This window comes from Marinobacter profundi (assembly GCF_002744715.1).
Taxonomy (GTDB): Bacteria; Pseudomonadota; Gammaproteobacteria; order Pseudomonadales; family Oleiphilaceae; genus Marinobacter; species Marinobacter profundi.
In genome coordinates this window covers 469,257-487,517 of the sequence record NZ_KZ319367.1, presented here as the reverse complement: position 1 = coordinate 487,517, position 18,261 = coordinate 469,257, and the positions used below count along the sequence as shown (strand labels likewise).

Here is an 18,261-nt window from a genome sequence, read left to right as displayed (position 1 = left end):
TTACTCCGTTTCAGAAAGGGTTACTGAATCACCAACACGGATTGTGCCCGGTGCTTCGTGAATGGCGTTCATGCCGAAGATCACCCCGTCCGGGGTGCGGCGATATTTGCCCAGGGTGCGCAGTGGCTGCAGATTGGGCGCCTGGACACCGGTATCCGGATCAACGGTGGTCATGATACAGCGGGAACAGGGCTTCACCAGTTCGAAGCGGGTGCTCCCGATCACCAGATTGTGCCAGTGGTCCTCAACCCATGGTTCGGCGCCCTCCACAACGATATTGGGGCGGAAGCGGCGGATATCCACTGGCTCCTCCAGCCTGCCGTTCAGTTCTTCAAGGGAAGCCAGGTTGACCACCAGAAAAGGAAAGCCGTCGGCAAAGCTGACCCGACGGTAATCGCTGACCCGGCTGGCATCCACCCGGCGGAAAGTGTCGTCCGGCATATAGACGAAGTGCAGAGGCTGGCCAAGGTAACGACTCAGCGCGGCAGACGGAGCCGGCTTGCCGTACAAGGCCTTCACCCAGTCCCGCCAGACCAGCACCCTGACCTCTTCATCACCCGGCTCCAGGTAGAAAGAACCCTCACCGGGGATATCGATGAACACCGTACCGTTTTCGATCCGGGTGTGGATCCGGGCCAGCTCAGGGTGGGTCCGCTGAGAGACAAAATTGCGCTCTGCGTCCACGATCATCCAGCGTCGGTCCTGCGCAGCCCCGAAATCATCCATTTCAAAAGCCTGGACCCGGATGCCCGCCAACGACTTGACCGGATAGATGAACAACGATTGGACTTTCATGACTGGCTCTCTCCGACAACAGCAAATATCAGTGTGCGACCGCGCCAATGAGGCGACCGGCACAACCATCGGTCTGGTGGGCAGAGAGTATAACCGAGAACGGGGGGTGTTTGTTCTGAAGAGCCGCAGTGCAGACAAAGGGGACAGACCTGACGTCTGTCCCCGGACGCCGGCAGCGTGAAAACAAAAAACCCGGCCGCTAAGGGCCGGGTTTTCAGAATCTGGAGCGGGAAACGAGATTCGAACTCGCGACCCCAACCTTGGCAAGGTTGTGCTCTACCAACTGAGCTATTCCCGCTGATATTGCCTGCTATAAGAGGCTGTTAAAAGCGCTCTTGGTGACAACGGATGCGGATTATACGGAGCACTTTTGCCGTGCGCAACACCCTTTTTACAATAATGGGCAATTTTCTTTGCAATCGTCTGTTTCGGTGACGCCAATGATAAGACTTACCATCCGCCTTATCACTTCCGTCACTTGCCGCTGGGGCAGCTCGTCACCGTACAGGAGACCGTCATAGCCCATCCCCAGCACGGCACTGACCAGCAAAGCGGCGTCCTGTCGCGGCGCCCGGGAGCCTACCCGACTGAGTAATCCGGCCAGCCCCGCAATCCAGGCATCGCGATAACACTGGGCCAGCGCTGCCAACTGGTCATCCCGCAGCGCCTCCATCAGAAACACCTGTTCGGCAAGGACCTGGTTCCTCCGGTTGGTAAACTGGTCGGCAATATGCGCGCTTGCTATCGCGGTCAGCCTGCGGGCGAGTGCATGCCGGCCTGGACCACCCCAGGCGAGCGTGGCGGATGGCGTACTATCCAGCACCAGGTTCACGGTGTCGTAAAATTGCTCCAGGTTACGCTGCGCTGTTTCAGCGAACAGCATGAAGGCATCGGTGATGAGTTCGTTGATGTCTCGGAAATAGTAGGTGGTTGATGCCAGGGGCACGCCAGCCTCGTGGGCTACGGTACGATGCTTGATTCCCCGGATACCCTCCTTGGCGGCGATGCGCAGGGTGGCTTCCAGAATCTGCCGGCGCCGAAGTTCGCTTTTCGCACGCACTGTCTTGCGGCCGCTGTAGCCGATGGACTCCTGCAGCGAGCGGGATTCCGGCAACTCATCCACTGCGGAACTGCCCCGTCCGTCTCCATACATCATGGCGATTCATCCCTCTGTAAGCTGGTAATTGCCTGTCGCGAATCACGATATTATGACCGCCAACTGCCCGTTAAACCTTGACGGGTTAGGCAAAAACCGGCTTTCTACTGGCCGAATCGGCGCCCGGTTTTCAGGTATTCGTCTTCCGCAGCGGTAGATTGTCGCTTCAGCGCGGCGTTGCGGTGTGGAAAGCGGCCAAAACGCACAATGATGTCGTGGTGGTCCCGGGCGGACTGGAGAAAGCTCCCCAGAAAATCACCGAGGATGCCGGATTCGCTCGCGGCGAGCTGCTCATAACACTCCACCGACAGGCGCTGGTCTTCCAAACGCTCGGAATGCTGCAATGGCATGTAAAGAAAGCCGCGCTGGACTGCCGGTAACTGCACATCCTGCCCTTTATCCATCGCGCGCCGGCAAAGATTACGGGCTTTGGAGTCGCTCTCAAAAGCGAGGGCTCCGCCGCGATAAATGTTGCGGGTAAACTGGTCCAGCAACAGAATCTCCGCAAGGCATCCGCCAGCGTCCTTGCGCCAGTGCTCCAGGGCATCTTCCGATGCCAGCAGTACCAGAGAAAGAAAACGCCGGCGGATTTCCTGATCAAAGGCCCGGTTACTGCAAAACCAGCGGTTACGATGGAACGCATCGGGCAGGCCTGCGTCATCAAGTTCGCCGAACCAGAAATCCAGAAGCTCTTTCCATCCGAACATAACCATATCCCGTTTTCGTTTCAGCATTCGGCACCGCTCAGCGATACCGCCTGTTAGACTTTACGAAGATCTATTATGGACTGATTATCACGGAGAGCTTCCATGCCCCGCAAACCCGCAGTAATTCTTCTGGCCCATGGCAGCAGTGACCCGCGCTGGCGCCAAACCTTTGAAAACCTGGCCGCGCCCACCCTGGCGTCGGTTGAAGGGGCCTCCATTGCCTACATGGAGCTCTGCGAGCCGTCGTTGCAGGAGGTGGTCAGGAACGGCCAGCGTCGTGGCATCGAGGAATTTTCAGTAGTTCCGCTGTTTCTGGCAGCAGGACGCCACCTGCGCAAAGACATTCCCGAGATGATCCGCGCCCTGGAGCAGGAGCTTGGAGTTTCTATCCACCTTACGCCGCCGGTGGGCGAAAGCCCGCTGCTCGGCCGTGCCATCTGTGAGGTTGTGGAACATACTCTGACCACCACAGGGAGGAACTGAATCATGGCTGACAGGATACTGCTCACCGGCGGAACCGGCTTCATCGGCCAACCGCTATGCCAGGCTCTTATCGCTCGCGGTTACCAGCTTACCGTGCTGAGCCGCCGCCCTGCAGCCGACGTCCGGGCGCGGTGCGGCGAGGTGGAGCCCGTGTCATCCCTGGAAGCCTTGCGCAACCACGAAGGTTTTCACGGCATCATCAACCTCGCTGGCGAGGGCATTGCCGACAAACGCTGGAGTGCCGCCCGCAAGCAGAAACTCAGAGACAGCCGGATTGCACTGACCAATCAGCTGGTGAACATTGCCAGAACCTGGACCACCCTGCCGGCGGTGCTGGTCTCCGGTTCTGCGGTAGGTTACTACGGAGACCAGGGCACCACAGAGGTAAGCGAAGAAACCCCGCCCCACGACGAGTTTACCCACCAGCTATGCCGGGACTGGGAGCAGGCAGCCCAGCAACTGGGCGTGGATGGCGTGCGGGTATGCCTGTCCAGGACCGGCGTCGTGGTTGGGCCGGATGGCGGGTTTCTCAAGCGCATGGTGCCGCCGTTCCGGCTTGGCCTGGGAGGGCGACTGGGGCGGGGCGACCAGTATATGCCCTGGGTCCACCGCACCGATGTAGTAATGGCACTGGTCTGGATGCTGGAACAGCAAGGAGCCAGTGGCCCCTACAACGTGGTCAGCCCCTCTCCGGTAACCAACGGTGCGTTTACCCGCTGCCTTGGGGGTGTTTTGAAGCGCCCCACCCTCGCTGCGGTTCCTGCCGCTGCGTTGAAGCTTATGCTCGGGGAAATGTCACGATTACTGCTCACCGGCCAGCGGGCTTATCCGGCTCGGCTCGGTGCAGCAGGTTTCGAATTCAGTTATACCAACCTTGAAGCAGCGCTCAAGGATGCGCTGGGATTGAAGTGATACCCGGAAAACTTTTTTGAAAAAACTGTTTGACAGGCCCGGGTGCCTTACTTAATATACGCGCCACCTCGACGAGGCAAGGTTTTGAAACTGATGCGTCCCCTTCGTCTAGTGGCCTAGGACTCCGCCCTTTCACGGCGGCAACAGGGGTTCGAACCCCCTAGGGGACGCCATTTTCACCTTACGCCTAAGCGTGTCGGTTTCCGTGTTTAGCATGGGCTCCATGACCGCCCTCTTTATGATGCTTCGAGTCTTTCATCACAAATACTCCGACGCCCACGAAGAACCCCACCATAAGCAATACGGTTACAATCCCGGCGATTACCACAGCATCCAGATACATAAGTCAGCTCTCCCGATTCGACTGATCAATTCACTGTGCTCAGGTTACGACTGTCGGCACATCCCCATCTTGACCTGCGTCAATCCTGATTAAGCCAACCGGTCCGCATCTTTACGGACAAGCTCGATTTTTTTCCCAGTTTTTCCTGTATTTGCAAAGCACAGCAAAGAAACTGCTGCTATAGTTCCGGTGTGTCCGCTTTGACGGGACATTGTTGTTTGTTGAACCAGTCCGGTCTCCCGGATTCAAGCACCACTCCGGGCAGATAAAAACCGGTCTGAAACAAGAACACGGCATGGACAAACCGTCGACACGCCTGCAACGCCTCCGATCCGGCTCACCGCTTTCAATCCGGATCCTTGCCTATATCCTGCTGTTCAGCATCCTGTTTACCCTGATTGCCTCCGCCCTTCAGACCTACGCGGACTTCCGGGAGCAGGTATCCGCCCTCGATACCCGCATGAAAGTGGTTGAGACCAGCTATTCCAACAGCTTGTCCCGCAGCCTGTGGGCACTGGATCAGAAGCTCCTGCAAATCCAGATGGAAGGCATCCTCACCCTGCCCGATATCGTCTACCTCAGACTGCGGGTCGAACCCAACTCCGAACTGGTGATGGGTGAACCGCCGGCCCGGGAAGACCGGGTGCGCCAACACAGCTTTACCCTGGTGCATGATGCCGAAGAAACATTCGAGTTGGGGGAACTGACCATAACGGCCACGCTCGAGAACATCTACGATGAGCTGCAGCGGCGAATCCTGATGATTTTGGCCACCGAGTTCCTCAAGACTTTCCTTGTTTCGGTTCTCATCGTCTGGATTTTCCAGTACCTGGTGACACGACACCTGTCCGCCATGGCCAATTACGCCAGACAGGTTTCCCTCCGCGCACCCCAGGCCCCACTGGTCCTGGACCGTCCGGATTCACCGGCAAACCGCAAGGACGAACTGGCGCGGGTCACGGAGGCCATCAACCAGATGCGGGAACGGCTGAACGAGGATTTTGCCCGCCAGCAGCAGGATGCCGGTGAGATCCGCAAGCTGTCCAAAGCCATCGAACAAAGTCCATCCTCGGTGATGATTTGCGACCGGCAGTGGCACATCGAGTTTGTGAACCAGAAGTTCACCCAGCTGACCGGTTTCGACCCCGCCGACCTCATTGGCAAGTATCCCGGCGAACTGACACGGGACACCATGATGCATCGGGAGAGTGAGCAGCTCTGGCAATCAATCCGCCTTCAGGTCCAGCGCGTGGGTGTCTGGCAGGGCGAGGTCAACAGCATTCGCCGTAACGGTGAACGGTTCTGGGAACAGTTGATCGCGACTCCGATCAAGGACAGCGATGGCGAGGCGACCCACTACCTGATCCTCGGCGAAGACATCAGCATCCGCAAACGCTACGAGCAGCAACTGTTGCGCCAGGCCAATTATGATGTACTTACCGGCCTGCCCAATCGCATGCTCGCCCTCGATCGCCTGAAACTGGCGCTGGCCCAGGCACGCCGTGAAAACAGCCTGATCGGCGTGATGTTCCTCGACCTGGACAACTTCAAACACATCAACGATACCCTCGGCCATGACGCCGGTGACAACCTGCTTATCGAGGCGGCGCGACGTATTTCCAGCTGCTTGCGAGGCACCAGTACCGTGGCCCGACTGGGCGGCGACGAATTCCTGGTCATCCTGCCGGGCCTGACCGACCCGGAGGGCACCACCCAGGTGGCCGAACGTATTCTGCAAACCTTCGCCCCGCCGTTCCTGCTGGGCGCCCAGGAAGTCTTCGTCACCACCAGCATCGGAATCGCGATCTATCCGACCGACTCCGACAGCACCAGCTCCCTGCTGCAGAACGCCGATGCCGCCATGTATGAGGCCAAGAGCAAGGGCAAGAGCGCCTACGAGCGGTTTGCCCCGCAGATGAAAGAAAGCTCCCATGAGCGGCTGCAAATGGAGTCGCGCATGCGGCGTGCCCTGGAACTCGACGAATTCCAGCTTTGTTTCCAGCCCATCGTGAGCACCAGCTCAGGCAACCTCCAGGCGGCCGAGGCGCTGTTGCGCTGGAACAACCCCACCATGGGACTGGTAATGCCCGACCGGTTCATTCCCCTCGCGGAAGAAACAGGTCTGATCATTCCCATTGGTGAGTGGGTACTGAAAGAAGCCTGCGCGGCGGCCGTGCGCTGGCAATCGATAACCGGCCAGCGGCTGGGCATTTCGGTGAACGTGTCACCCCGCCAGTTCCGCGACCCGGGCTTTGTTGCTGCCGTGATGAATGCCCTCGAACTTTCCGGCCTCGAACCGGAGCGACTCGAACTGGAAATTACCGAGCGCCTCATTCTGGATCACAGCATCGAAACCTCCGATATTCTCCACCGCCTGGACAGCGAGGGCATCCGGTTGTCCGTTGATGACTTTGGTACAGGGTTCTCGGCACTCAGCTACCTCAAGAGCTATCCGTTTGATACCCTGAAAATCGACAAATCCTTCATCCAGGACGTACTCAAGGAACAGGAGGACGCCTCGTTGGTCAAGGCCATCATCACCATGGCCCACAGCCTCGGGCTGACGGTGATTGCCGAGGGCGTCGAGATGGCGGAACAGATCGAGTTTCTCAAAGAACAGGAGTGCGATTTTGCACAAGGATATTTCTATAGCGAGCCGGCGCCCGATGCCCGCTTTGAGCAGTGGCTGCGGGATCGCCGGGCAACGGAGTCCTGAGCGTCATGTCCGCCCGGGGGCGAAGTCATGAATGATACGATCCTGGTCATCAATTGCGGCAGCTCTTCGTTGAAGATCGCCGTATTCGACGCCAGTTTTCAACGCCTGGGCAGCGCCTTGGCGGAACGACTGGGGCAGTCTGACGCCTTCGCCCGCAGTGACGACAACCAGCACTTCCACCTCAAGCCCGGCTCCGCTCACCGGGAAGCCCTCGGGGTTCTGGTGAGCCATTTCCAGAGCACCGGTCTGTTGCGGGGCCAGCCCTTGGCAATAGGCCATCGGGTTGTCCATGGTGGCGAAGCATTTCGCGAAGCCGTGGTCATTAACCCGCAGGTACTCGATACCATCGCCGCCTGCGCATCCCTCGCCCCACTGCATAATCCGGTCAACCTGCTGGGTATCGAGGCAACCGCCGAATTGTTCCCCGACGTAGCCCAAGTGGCCGTGTTCGACACCGCCTTTCACCAGACCCTGCCGGAGAAAGCGTTTCTGTACGCCCTGCCCACCCGTTTCTACCGGGACTGGGGCATACGGCGCTACGGTTTCCATGGCACCAGCCACCGCTACATGCTGTCGGAGACAGCCCGGCTGCTGGACAAACCCGAATCGGAGGTGTCACTGGTATCCGCTCATCTGGGCAATGGCTGCAGCATCACCGCCATTCGGGACGGTGCCAGCGTGGATACCAGCATGGGCCTGACGCCGCTGGAGGGCCTGGTGATGGGTACCCGCAGCGGCGATGTGGACCCCGGCCTGTTCGACTTTCTTGCGGGCAAGGGGCTTGATCCGGCGGAAGCCCATCGCATTCTCAACAATGAAAGCGGCCTGCTGGGCCTGTCCGGCCAGACCAACGACATGCGCACCCTCAGTGAAATGGCGGATCATGGCCACGCCCCCTCGGCACTGGCCATTGACGTCTTCTGCTTTCGCCTCGCCCGCTATATCGGCGCCATGATGGCGTCACTGAAGACGCTCGATGCGCTGGTGTTTACCGGCGGTATTGGTGAAAACAGTGCCCGCGTGAGGGCCACCACCCTCGCCCAGCTCGAATTGTTCGGCTTCCGGCTCGATGAAGAGCTCAACCGCCATCACGGGGCCTATACCGCAGGACGGATCGATGCGAGCACCAGCCGCCACCGGATTATGGTCATTCCCACCAATGAAGAACTGATGATTGCCCGGGAAGCCGTGGCGACAACCTCCGGCTGAGCGGACCTCTGCCGGACGGGACGACACCTGGCAACCACAAGGATATACCACCATGGCGAAGAACCTTTTTATTGCACCCACATCCCTGGATTCGGGGCTGACCTCCGTCTGCCTGGGCCTGCTCAGATCCCTTGACCGGGTTGGCGTTCGGGTCGGCTTCTACAAGCCCTTCAGTCAGCCGGCCCTGAGCGGAGAAGTCCGGGGCGAAACCGGTGAGGACACGTCGGTTGCGTTCATCAAGGCTCGCAGCCCCCTCACACCACCCAACCCGATCAGTCTGAAAGAGGCCCAGAAGCAGCTGAACAAGGGCCATTCCGACCTGTTGATGGAGACCGTCATCGGTGAATATCACAAGGTCGCCAGCACGGTTGACGTCGTTGTCATCGAAGGGCTAGTGCCGGACCGGACCGAAGCCTATGTTGCCAGGCTGAATGTGGAAACCGCCCGCAATCTGGGAGCGGAGGTCATTCTGGTGGCAAACCCCAGTGATGTAACCGTCGCAGAGCTTGATGAACACCTGGATTTTTCCGCCCGGCTGTTTGCCGATCCCGCTGATCCGGATGTGATCGGGGTGATTCTGAACAAGATTGGCGAACCGGAACGCTCCGAGTTTTCGCCACGTATCAATGATGCGCGCAATGAAGCAGTGCCGGACTATGCGAACGAATGCCAGGTTTTTTCCAGTGGCCGGTTTCGCTTGCTGGGGCAGATCCCCTGGCAGCCGGAACTGCTCGCCCCCCGGGTTTCAGACATCGCCCGCGATCTCTGTGCGCCGGTGCTGCATGAGGGGCAGATGCAAACCCGCCGGGTTCATCGTGTCAGCGTGTCGGCCCGCACCATTCGCAACATGACCGAAACCCTGCGGCCGGGTACCCTGATTGTGACGCCGGGTGACCGTGAGGACATCATGCTGGCCGCTGCCGTCGCAGCGCTTAACGGCGTCCCCCTGGCCGGGTTGATGCTGACCGGGGGACTGATGCCGGATGAGCGGGTCATCGAGTTGTGCCGACGCGCGCTCGATACCGGATTACCGGTGCTGCACGCCGACACCAACACCTACGAAACCGCCCACCGGCTAGCCAATCTGTCGTCCGCGATCCCGGTGGATGACCCTGAGCGGATCGAGCGGGCCATGGAAGCCGTGGCCAGTCAGCTTGACGCCGAGTGGCTGCAACAGCACCTGAGGGTTGAACGGAAGGACCGGTTGTCGCCCCCGGCGTTCCGCCACCGGTTATCCGAACGGGCCCGCGCAGCCAACAAGCGCATCGTGCTGCCCGAGGGTAACGAGCCCAGAACGGTGCAGGCCGCCATCATCTGTCACCAGCGCACGCTTGCCCGCTGCGTGCTGATTGGCAACCGTGACGAAATTGCCGCCGTTGCCCGTACCCAGGGCCTGACGCTCCCGGACGACCTCGAAGTCATCGACCCGAACCAGATCCGTAAGCACTATGTGGAACCTATGGTGCAGTTACGCAAGCACAAAGGGCTGGCGCCGGACATGGCCGAAGCCATGCTCGAAGACAATGTAGTGCTGGGCACCATGATGGTCGCCCTAGATGAAGCCGACGGGCTGGTATCCGGCGCAGTGCACACCACCGCAAATACCGTGCGCCCTGCCCTGCAACTGATCAAGACCCATGACCGGGCCCGGGTGGTGTCGTCGGTGTTTTTTATGCTGCTGCCGGAACAGGTGCTGGTGTACGGCGATTGCGCCATCAACCCTGATCCGAATGCGGAAGAGCTGGCCGACATCGCCATCCAGAGTGCGGAGTCTGCCGAGGCGTTCGGCATTGAACCGGTGGTAGCCATGATCAGCTACAGCACCGGCGAGTCCGGCACCGGCCACGACGTTGAAAAAGTGCGGGAGGCGACCCGGATTGCCCGGGAACTCCGCCCGGACCTGCTGATTGACGGCCCCCTGCAATACGATGCCGCCGCCATCGAAAGCGTGGCCCGGGCCAAGGCGCCCAACAGCAAGGTGGCCGGCAAGGCCACGGTCTTTATCTTCCCCGACCTGAATACCGGCAATACCACCTACAAGGCAGTACAACGCAGTGCCAACGTGGTGAGTATCGGGCCGATGTTGCAGGGGTTACGGAAACCGGTGAACGATCTGTCGCGGGGCGCACTGGTGGACGATATCGTCTTTACCATTGCGCTGACGGCGGTACAGGCAAAACAGGTGGAGGATGCGGGGCTGGCCTGAGCCCGCCCCGCACAAAAGTTTATCGGCTCTTCTTGCTCTTCATTCGCGGCTTGCCCGGACGCTTGCCGCGCTTCTCGTCGTTGTCCTTCTTGACCTTCTGACGCGGCGTCAGTCGGTTCACCTTGCCGGCAAACGGGTTTTCGCTGGACTTGAACTCGAAGCGAATGGGCGAACCGGTCACTTTGAGCACCTTGCGGAAGGTGTTCTCCAGATAGCGCTTGTAGGCACCGGGTAACGCATCCGTCTGATTACCGTGCACCACGATAATCGGCGGATTGGAGCCGCCCTGGTGGGCATAGCGCAGCTTGATGCGGCGCCCCTGGACCATCGGCGGCTGATGCTGCGAAATGGCATCCTCCAGAATGGCAGTCAAGCGGTTGGTAGGCCACTTGGCCATCGCCGACTCGTAGCAGTCGTGGACCGAATCGTACAGTACGCCGACGCCGGAGCCGTGCAGCGCGGAAATGTAATGCTTGTCGGCGTAATCAAGGAAGTCGAGTCGGCGCTTCACCTGCTCCTTCACCCGGGCCCGGTCCTCCGGATCCATGCCATCCCACTTGTTGACGGCAATCACCAGCGAGCGGCCGGCATCAAGGACAAAGCCGATCAGGTGAAGATCCTGATCCACGAGCCCTTCCCGGGCATCGATGACCAGAATCACCACGTGGGCATCATCGATTGCCTGCAAAGTCTTGATGATGGAGAACTTCTCAACCGTCTCGTTGACGTTCTTGCGACGGCGGACACCGGCGGTGTCGATCAGCGTGTACTGCTCGCCCTGCCGCTCATAGGGAATGTAGATGCTGTCCCGGGTGGTTCCGGGCATGTCGTACACCACCACCCGCTCTTCACCGAGCATGCGGTTAACCAGGGTGGATTTGCCCACGTTGGGGCGGCCAACAATACTGATGCGAATACCCGGATAACGGCCAGCAACATCCGCGTCAGGGTCGCTCTCCGGCTCCGGCAGCAACAACTCCAGCATGGAGCGGATACCGCGGTTGTGGGAAGCCGCGATCATGAACATGGAGTCGAAACCGAGACTGTAGAAATCCGCGGCAGCAATGTCCGGATCGCGTCCATCGGTTTTGTTGATGACCAGGTGGGCCTGCTTGCCACTGCGACGCAAGTGGTCGGCAATCATCTCGTCACCGGCGGTCAACCCCGCCCGGCCATCCACCAGGAACAGCACAATACTGGCTTCTTCAACAGCTTGCAGCGACTGCCGCGCCATTTCGGCATCGATACCTTCTTCATCACCGGTCAGACCACCGGTATCAATAACGATAAAGCGCTGGCCCTCGTAATTGCCCTCACCGTATTTACGGTCACGGGTAAGCCCCGGGAAGTCAGCGACAAGCGCATCCCGGGACCGGGTCATCTGGTTAAACAGGGTCGATTTGCCCACGTTGGGGCGCCCGACCAGGGCAATTACAGGGGTCATATGAGTCCGTTAAAAAAGTGACCCGGGCAGAGTTCTGCCCTGCCCGGGGGTTAGCGCTCAGTCGCGCTGTTTGAGTTCAAGAACGGCCAACCTGCCGCTGTTGCCGTAAACCAGCACCGAGTCGCCCAGCACCTGCATTGGCACTCTCAGCCCTTCATCATCGAATTCAAGCTGGCCCTGCAGGGAGCCATCCTCGGTGGAGAGCACGTGGATATAGCCCTCGAAGTCCCCTACCAGCAAGTAATCTCCCAGCACCACCGGCTGAGATGGCTGGCGCCAGGCAAGTTCGTCCCGGGTCCACACTTCCCGCCGGCTGTTGCCATCGTAGGCCACGATATCGCCGTTGGCCGAGGACAGGTAAATCTTGCCGTCGCCGACCATCGGCGAGTGCAGGCTCGATGCCTTGCGGCTCCAGATCTCCTGGCCGTTACGCAGGTCCACCAGGGCGAGTTTGCCTTGATAGCCCACCACCAGGGCCGCCGTTTCAAGAATCAGCGGCCGACTGGTGACATCAACCAGGCGCTCAAGTTCGGTACGCCCCTGGGGTTCGCCCACCGCGTACTGCCACAGCGGCTGTCCGTTGGCACTGGAAAGTGCCACCAGACGGCCATTGGCAAAGGACACCAGGGTGAATTCGGTTCCGACCAGCGGCGGCGCAGTCATCCGAAGGGTCAGCACAGGCACCACGCCGTCAAACTGCCAACGTTTCTCGCCCGAGGATGTATCAAATGCGAGCACTTTACCATCCGTAGTTTGCGCCACTACCACATTGCCATTGGACTGGGGCGCTGCAATCACCTCGTTGGGCAACGCCGCCTCCCACATAACCTTGCCCTCATCCCGGGACAGGGCCAGCAAACGCGCGTTACGGGTGACCACATAGAGTTGGCGGCCATCACCACCGACTCCGGCCAGTATGTCCCGCTTGAGCTCACGCTCCCAGGCGACCTTGCCGTTGTCCGGTGCCACAGCAACCAGTTCACCGTCAGCCGAGACGGCGTACAGCATGTCACCGGTATTCAAGGGCGTCAGGGACAGGAACTGTTCGTCGTGGCCATCGCCGACGCGCATACTCCAGACGGAGTCCAGCGCCACCGACGCGGAAATATCCGGAACCGGTGCGGGTTGCTCGACAATGTCATTGGAGCTGCAGCCTGCCAGCCCGATGATCACCGCTGGCGCCACCAGTCCCAGCAGACGGCGAAAGTTCGTCGCCAGGTGCCTCATGCACCCTCCCCGACACCGAGATCTGACAGTTTCAGTTCAAGAACGCCACTGCGGCCGGTGGAACTCTCACTGCGGGCAGCCAGATACGCCTCCCGCGCGCCGTCGCGGTCACCTTTTGCCAGCAGGATGTCACCGCGCAGTTCGGAGAACAGCGGCTTGAAGGTACCCGGATTCTCGGCACCCTCGAGCGTTGCCAGTGCCTCGTCGAGCTGACCAGCGGCAAATTGTGCGCGGGCCAGCCGGTTACGGATAACCAGGGCCAGCGGGCCTTGCTCGGCGGCATGACTCTGGGCCCAGCGCAGGCTCTCGATCGCTGCTTCAGGATCTTTTTCTTCCATCATCTGCTGACGGGCCAGGATCAGCATCCCGTAGGACGCATAAGCGCTGCCTTCAAAGTCTTTCCTGAGCTCGCCGGCCAGGTAACTGACCGTCTCCGCCCGCTTGTCATCGGACTGGTCGGAATAGGCATTCATCAGGTCGGCAAAGCGGGAAGCCGCCTGGGTACGCTGATCCATCTGGTGGTTCTGCCAGGCTTGCCAGCCAAACACGATGGCCAGTGCCGCACCGATACCGATCAGAAGGGAACTGCCGTTCTTCTTCCACCAGTCCTTGATCGCCTGAACCTGTTCTTCATCGGTACGCATGTCAGCCATAATGACTCCTGTAATAGTGTTTTTATGAGTAATCGGGGGCCGGTCCGACTTAACGGGCCAGCAAGGCCGTCAGGGTATCGACCAGTGCGTTACGGCGAACTTCCTGCTGACCGTCTTCAGAGCGCAGCGCCTTCAGCCCGGCCGTACCGGCGGCAATTTCGTTATCGCCCAGGATCACGGCATAGCGGGCACCGCTGCGGTCTGCCTTCTTCATCTGGCTTTTGAAACTGCCACCCCCGCAATGGGTAACCACCACCGCGGACGGCAGGCCATCCCTTAATTGTTCCGCCACCGCCATCGCGGCCGGCACCGCATTATCACCCATTGCCGTGATATAGACATCGGCGTCACCATTCACCGACCCGGGCACCAGCTCCAGGGTTTCCAGCAGCAGAATAAGCCGCTCGAGGCCCATGGCAAAGCCCACCGCAACTGTTGGCTTGCCCCCCAGCTGTTCAACCAGGCCGTCATAGCGCCCGCCGGCACAGATGGTCCCCTGGGCACCCAGGCTTTCAGTTACCCACTCGAACACGGTTTTGCCGTAGTAGTCCAGGCCACGCACCAACTGCGGATTAACGGTGTACTCGATACCGGCAGCATCCAGCAATTCCCGCAGACGGGCAAAATGCTCCACGGATTCGGCATCCAGGAAGTCCGCCAGGCTTGGTGCATTTTCCAGGATCTTGCGGGTCTCCGGGCTTTTGCTGTCGAGAATCCGTAGCGGGTTGGTTTCCATCCGGCGCTGGCTGTCCGCATCCAGCTCGCTGCGGTAGCCGTCAAGGTAACTGACCAGGGCATCCCGATAAGCCTTGCGGGCAGCGGAGGTACCGATGGAGTTGATCTCCAGGCGGGCATGGCCGGACAGACCCAGAGCCTTCCACAACCGGGCGGTCAGAATCAGCAACTCGGCGTCGATGTCCGGGCCAGGCATACCAAAGCACTCCACCCCGATCTGGTGGAACTGGCGGTAACGGCCCTTCTGGGGACGTTCATGACGGAACATCGGGCCGGTGTACCAGAGCCGACGGGTCTGATTAAACAGCAACCCGTGCTCTTCGGCGGCACGGACGCAGCCGGCGGTACCTTCCGGACGCAGGGTCAGGCTGTCGCCGTTGCGGTCCTCGAAGGTGTACATCTCTTTTTCGACAATATCGGTTACTTCACCGATCGAGCGCTTGAACAGATCGGTCTGCTCAACCACCGGCATACGGATTTCCTGGTAGCCATACTGACGCAAAAGCTGCCTTACCGTAGCTTCCACATACTGCCAGACCGGTGTCTGTTCGGGCAGGATATCGTTCATCCCGCGAATTGCCTGAATTCTAGCCAAGTTAAACCTTACCTTGTGTTCTGTTGGTGCGAGAAACGCGATCAGCTGTCGGAGCGGGCGATAATAGCCTCTTCCTGCTCCTTGCGGCGGGCAACCTCTTCGCGGATCAACTGTTCGAGATCATCCGTCAGGGTCGCGTTGTCGAGTTTGCGGTCCGGGCGGCCGTGCAGGTAAAACAGGTTCTTCGGGCTGCCGCCGGTGAGGCCGATATCGGCTTCCTTGGCCTCGCCCGGGCCATTGACCACGCAACCGATGATGGCGACATCCAGCGCTGTGTTGACGTCTTCCAGACGGGCTTCCAGATCGTTCATGGTCTGGATGACATCAAAGTTCTGGCGGGAACAGCTCGGACAGGCAATGAAATTGATGCCGCGACTGCGCAAACGCAGGGACTTCAGAATATCGTAGCCAACCTTGATTTCCTGGACCGGGTCGGCCGCCAGGGAGACCCGGATGGTGTCGCCAATGCCATCCATCAGCAACATGCCAAGCCCGATAGAGGACTTCACGGTACCGGACCGGAAACCGCCGGCCTCGGTGATGCCAAGGTGAAGCGGCTGCTCGATCTGGGATGCGATTTGCCGGTAGGCGGCGACCGTCATGAAAACTTCCGACGCCTTGAGGCTGACCTTGAAGTCCTGGAAGTCGTGGCGGTCCAGGATCTCGATATGTCGCATGGCGGATTCCACCAGCGCTTCGGCAGTCGGCTCACCGTATTTTCTCTGCAGATCTTTTTCCAGGGAGCCGGCATTGACCCCGATCCGGATCGGGATATTGCGGTCACGAGCGGCACTGATCACCGCGCTGACCCGGTCCTCGCGACCGATATTGCCGGGATTGATCCGCAGGCAATCGACCCCGAGTTCGGCCACCCGAAGGGCGATTTTGTAATCGAAATGGATATCAGCCACCAAGGGCACATTCACCTGGGCGCGAATCTGACCGAACGCTTCAGCGGCGTCCATGGTCGGTACGGAGACCCGGACAATATCGGCGCCGGCGTCCTCCAGCGCACGAATCTGCCCCACTGTGGCAGCCACATCGCAGGTGTTGGTGTTGGTCATGCTTTGTACGGCAATCGGCGCATCACCGCCGACCGGAACATTGCCCACCATAATTTGGCGGGAACGGCGCCGTTTGATTGGAGACTCGTGTTTCATAGGATCAGACCAGTAAAAATATCGATTCTTGGGGTTCAGCGGTCAAGAGAGAACTCGGCCCGGTTGTTCACTACCCGGACATCTCCCAGATCCACCGGCTCACCATCAAAAGTAATCGCACCAACGGCATCGACGGCACCAATAACGAGCCTGAGCGGTGCAGCCCCGGTAACCGCAAGCCGGTCACCGGCCCGCTGTAGGGAACTGGCAAGTCGGTCGCCATTGGCATCGGTAATCCGTACCCAGCAATCCGCGACAAAAGACATCTCCAGGCTCGCCTGGGTGGTACCGAGATCCGCTTCTACCTCTTCTGCCAGAGCCGGCTCTACCGATTCGGTGACTACCGGCGCTGCAACCGTTGCCTCACTGGCCCCGTTCTGTTCGAAGTCCGCAGCGGCTTCGCCCTCCCCGGAAACCGGCGGGACCTCTTCGACACCAATCAGCGCCGAGGGTTCACCGGCGCCAGAGTCCACGACTTCCGCATCCGTCGCGGAGTCTGTGGTAGCGGGTTGCGGGGCAGAGGTTTCGGCCGCCGGTGGTTCCGGAGCGGGCGATTCCGCCTGGCTCAACGGTTCCGTGGTCACGGGGGCACTCTCATTCGGGCTGTCGGACCCGCTTTCTGCGGCGTCCGCACCAGACTCGGCCGGAGGCTGAACCTCACTACTCTGCCCTGGCAGCACGGCGCCGCGATCCAGCCAGCGAACGCCAAAGTAACCCAGCAAGGCCAGAACCAGAATCAGCAGTACGACGCGGGCAATCTGACGCTTGCGTCGCTTGCGGCGCTGGATATCCACCAGAGGATGGGCTTCCTGGGCGCGGACTTTTTCTTCCCGCAGCGGCTCGAGCTCCTGGTCCAGCCGCTCGATCAGCCGGTCAGCATCAAGCCCGACCTGGGCGGCGTAACTCCGTACGTAACCCTTGAGGAAAAGTTCCGTATCAATCTGCCGGAAGTTGCTGTTCTCGATCGCATCAATGATGGCCGGGCGAAGGTGCAGCACCTCGGCCACCCTGGCGACGGTCAGCCCCCGTTTCTCCCGGGCCGCCCTTAGCTGGTGGCCGGCTGTGGCTGACAGAGTCTCTTGTGGAGTTTCTTCATTGGCCATTGGAAATCAGCGCCCTGTATTGTTGGTATTCAACTGAGTCCGGATAGTTATTCTTCAGCTGCAGGGCCAGGCTTGATTCCCGGTCCCGGTCGCCAAAATGACGGGCAATCCTGATACCGGTGAGCAGGCTCTCAGGTGAGTGAACCATCCGTGGATTGCGCGCCATCATATCTGTCAGCTGACCGTAATAAGCCCCTGCCCTGTCATACTCGCCGAGATCCGTCAGGGTTCGCGACAGGGCAAGCAACGAACGGACATCGCCTCGGCCCAATTCCAGTGAACGACGGTATGCGTCGGCTGCCGCCTGGAGATTACCGAGCCGCTCCTCGGCCATCCCGAGATTGAAGAAAACAGAAGAGCGCTCGTCGTAACTGGTGTTCTCACTGGCCCGACGAAACTGTTCCCGAGCCTCCTGGTAGCGTCCTTCGCCGTAGAGAAAGGCACCGTAGTAGGCTCGGCCACGGGTATAGGAGGCATCGTTGGAAAGCGCCTTGCGGAAGGCATCCTCGGCATGGCCCGTTTCCCCCTCGGAGCGGTAGACCAGTCCCATGGCAGAGAGTGCCGGTGCACTCTGGGGGTCCAGCTCGAGCGCCCGCTCAAGGTGGGTGCGGGCGCGCTCAGTATTGCCTTGGGCGATATAGGCGGTCCCGAGCTGAACGAAGCTGTCGACCGCATCGTCGCGATCTGCCTCGCGAGAGAAACGGCTGTCGGAAGTGGTCACACACCCGGAAAGAAAACCCGCCAGTAACAGTAGTGCGAGGAAATACCGCTTTGCTGAACTAAGCCTGTACATCACTGGAACGCTTTCCTTTTCTCG

Annotated in this window: 16 protein-coding genes and 2 tRNA genes; 6 read left to right on the top strand and 12 right to left on the bottom strand. The window is 60.0% G+C overall.

All coding sequences use genetic code 11. From position 1 onward, the window contains the following. The 4 genes from CLH61_RS02185 to CLH61_RS02170 all read right to left on the bottom strand — a co-directional run bounded on the left by CLH61_RS02185 (position 1) and on the right by CLH61_RS02170 (position 2,658). Entirely contained in the window at positions 1 to 795 is a 795-nt protein-coding gene (locus CLH61_RS02185; RefSeq protein ID WP_099613056.1) for an MOSC domain-containing protein, read from the bottom strand. Positions 796 to 1,017: 222 nt separating this feature from the next. Further along, a tRNA-Gly gene (locus tag CLH61_RS02180) sits at positions 1,018 to 1,093 on the bottom strand. A 93-nt stretch (positions 1,094 to 1,186) separates the two neighbouring features. Further along, positions 1,187 to 1,951 (bottom strand): TetR/AcrR family transcriptional regulator, encoded by a 765-nt coding sequence (locus CLH61_RS02175; RefSeq protein WP_099613055.1) that lies wholly within the window; start codon positions 1,949 to 1,951, stop codon positions 1,187 to 1,189. A gap of 104 nt (positions 1,952 to 2,055) precedes the next feature. Then, on the bottom strand, positions 2,056 to 2,658 hold the full coding sequence (locus CLH61_RS02170) for a DUF924 family protein (protein ID WP_099613224.1): 603 nt from the start codon (positions 2,656 to 2,658) through the stop codon (positions 2,056 to 2,058). A gap of 102 nt (positions 2,659 to 2,760) precedes the next feature. On the opposite strand from CLH61_RS02170, the gene CLH61_RS02165 reads away from it, so the two are divergent. From CLH61_RS02165 to CLH61_RS02155, 3 genes are all read left to right on the top strand, one after another. After that, positions 2,761 to 3,141, top strand: a complete 381-nt coding sequence (locus tag CLH61_RS02165; protein WP_099613054.1) for a sirohydrochlorin chelatase — start codon at positions 2,761 to 2,763, stop codon at positions 3,139 to 3,141. A gap of 3 nt (positions 3,142 to 3,144) precedes the next feature. After that, the gene (locus tag CLH61_RS02160; protein WP_099613053.1) at positions 3,145 to 4,053 is read left to right on the top strand and encodes a TIGR01777 family oxidoreductase; all 909 of its coding nucleotides are present in this window, start codon (positions 3,145 to 3,147) and stop codon (positions 4,051 to 4,053) included. Between the two features lie 97 nt (positions 4,054 to 4,150). Continuing rightward, positions 4,151 to 4,226, top strand: a tRNA-Glu gene (locus CLH61_RS02155). Positions 4,227 to 4,240: 14 nt separating this feature from the next. Here the strand turns inward: CLH61_RS02155 and ccoM are convergent. Further along, a complete protein-coding gene (gene ccoM / locus CLH61_RS18665) occupies positions 4,241 to 4,396 on the bottom strand; it encodes a cytochrome c oxidase subunit CcoM (RefSeq protein ID WP_407657541.1) in 156 nt (51 codons plus the stop codon). 295 nt (positions 4,397 to 4,691) lie between these two features. Between ccoM and CLH61_RS02150 the strand changes: the two genes are divergently transcribed. From CLH61_RS02150 to pta, 3 genes are read left to right on the top strand one after another with little or no spacing between them, the layout of a single operon-like run. Next, on the top strand, positions 4,692 to 7,112 hold the full coding sequence (locus CLH61_RS02150) for a bifunctional diguanylate cyclase/phosphodiesterase (RefSeq protein WP_099613052.1): 2,421 nt from the start codon (positions 4,692 to 4,694) through the stop codon (positions 7,110 to 7,112). A gap of 27 nt (positions 7,113 to 7,139) precedes the next feature. Continuing rightward, complete coding sequence (locus CLH61_RS02145) at positions 7,140 to 8,321, top strand: acetate/propionate family kinase (RefSeq protein WP_099613051.1); 1,182 nt, start codon at positions 7,140 to 7,142, stop codon at positions 8,319 to 8,321. Positions 8,322 to 8,373: 52 nt separating this feature from the next. Next, entirely contained in the window at positions 8,374 to 10,527 is a 2,154-nt protein-coding gene (gene pta, locus CLH61_RS02140) for a phosphate acetyltransferase (protein ID WP_099613050.1), read from the top strand. A 19-nt stretch (positions 10,528 to 10,546) separates the two neighbouring features. On the opposite strand, the gene der is transcribed toward pta, so the two are convergent. The 7 genes from der to pilW are packed head-to-tail and all read right to left on the bottom strand — an operon-like array spanning position 10,547 to position 18,237. Further along, a complete protein-coding gene (gene der / locus CLH61_RS02135; RefSeq protein ID WP_099613049.1) occupies positions 10,547 to 11,971 on the bottom strand; it encodes a ribosome biogenesis GTPase Der in 1,425 nt (474 codons plus the stop codon). A gap of 57 nt (positions 11,972 to 12,028) precedes the next feature. Then, complete coding sequence (gene bamB, locus CLH61_RS02130; protein WP_099613048.1) at positions 12,029 to 13,198, bottom strand: outer membrane protein assembly factor BamB; 1,170 nt, start codon at positions 13,196 to 13,198, stop codon at positions 12,029 to 12,031. Next, positions 13,195 to 13,851, bottom strand: coding sequence for a YfgM family protein (locus CLH61_RS02125; RefSeq protein WP_099613047.1), 657 nt, complete (start codon positions 13,849 to 13,851; stop codon positions 13,195 to 13,197). Before CLH61_RS02125 ends, bamB begins: the two co-directional genes overlap by 4 nt. A 49-nt stretch (positions 13,852 to 13,900) precedes the next feature. Then, a complete protein-coding gene (gene hisS, locus CLH61_RS02120) occupies positions 13,901 to 15,181 on the bottom strand; it encodes a histidine--tRNA ligase (RefSeq protein ID WP_099613046.1) in 1,281 nt (426 codons plus the stop codon). A 41-nt stretch (positions 15,182 to 15,222) separates the two neighbouring features. Beyond that, positions 15,223 to 16,341 (bottom strand): flavodoxin-dependent (E)-4-hydroxy-3-methylbut-2-enyl-diphosphate synthase, encoded by a 1,119-nt coding sequence (gene ispG, locus CLH61_RS02115; protein ID WP_099613045.1) that lies wholly within the window; start codon positions 16,339 to 16,341, stop codon positions 15,223 to 15,225. A gap of 35 nt (positions 16,342 to 16,376) precedes the next feature. Next, the gene (locus CLH61_RS02110) at positions 16,377 to 17,444 is read right to left on the bottom strand and encodes a RodZ domain-containing protein (protein ID WP_099613044.1); all 1,068 of its coding nucleotides are present in this window, start codon (positions 17,442 to 17,444) and stop codon (positions 16,377 to 16,379) included. Next, a complete protein-coding gene (gene pilW / locus CLH61_RS02105; RefSeq protein WP_099613043.1) occupies positions 17,434 to 18,237 on the bottom strand; it encodes a type IV pilus biogenesis/stability protein PilW in 804 nt (267 codons plus the stop codon). Before pilW ends, CLH61_RS02110 begins: the two co-directional genes overlap by 11 nt. Positions 18,238 to 18,261: the final 24 nt, after the last annotated feature.

Coding starts and splice junctions, on each gene's coding strand:
- CLH61_RS02150 (WP_099613052.1), top strand. CDS start 4,692: ATGGACAAACCGTCGACACGCCTGCAACGCCTCCGATCCGGCTCACCG.
- der (WP_099613049.1), bottom strand. CDS start 11,971: ATGACCCCTGTAATTGCCCTGGTCGGGCGCCCCAACGTGGGCAAATCG.
- CLH61_RS02160 (WP_099613053.1), top strand. CDS start 3,145: ATGGCTGACAGGATACTGCTCACCGGCGGAACCGGCTTCATCGGCCAA.
- ccoM (WP_407657541.1), bottom strand. CDS start 4,396: ATGTATCTGGATGCTGTGGTAATCGCCGGGATTGTAACCGTATTGCTT.
- CLH61_RS02165 (WP_099613054.1), top strand. CDS start 2,761: ATGCCCCGCAAACCCGCAGTAATTCTTCTGGCCCATGGCAGCAGTGAC.
- bamB (WP_099613048.1), bottom strand. CDS start 13,198: ATGAGGCACCTGGCGACGAACTTTCGCCGTCTGCTGGGACTGGTGGCG.
- CLH61_RS02125 (WP_099613047.1), bottom strand. CDS start 13,851: ATGGCTGACATGCGTACCGATGAAGAACAGGTTCAGGCGATCAAGGAC.
- pta (WP_099613050.1), top strand. CDS start 8,374: ATGGCGAAGAACCTTTTTATTGCACCCACATCCCTGGATTCGGGGCTG.
- pilW (WP_099613043.1), bottom strand. CDS start 18,237: ATGTACAGGCTTAGTTCAGCAAAGCGGTATTTCCTCGCACTACTGTTA.
- CLH61_RS02110 (WP_099613044.1), bottom strand. CDS start 17,444: ATGGCCAATGAAGAAACTCCACAAGAGACTCTGTCAGCCACAGCCGGC.
- CLH61_RS02145 (WP_099613051.1), top strand. CDS start 7,140: ATGAATGATACGATCCTGGTCATCAATTGCGGCAGCTCTTCGTTGAAG.
- CLH61_RS02175 (WP_099613055.1), bottom strand. CDS start 1,951: ATGATGTATGGAGACGGACGGGGCAGTTCCGCAGTGGATGAGTTGCCG.
- CLH61_RS02170 (WP_099613224.1), bottom strand. CDS start 2,658: ATGTTCGGATGGAAAGAGCTTCTGGATTTCTGGTTCGGCGAACTTGAT.
- ispG (WP_099613045.1), bottom strand. CDS start 16,341: ATGAAACACGAGTCTCCAATCAAACGGCGCCGTTCCCGCCAAATTATG.
- CLH61_RS02185 (WP_099613056.1), bottom strand. CDS start 795: ATGAAAGTCCAATCGTTGTTCATCTATCCGGTCAAGTCGTTGGCGGGC.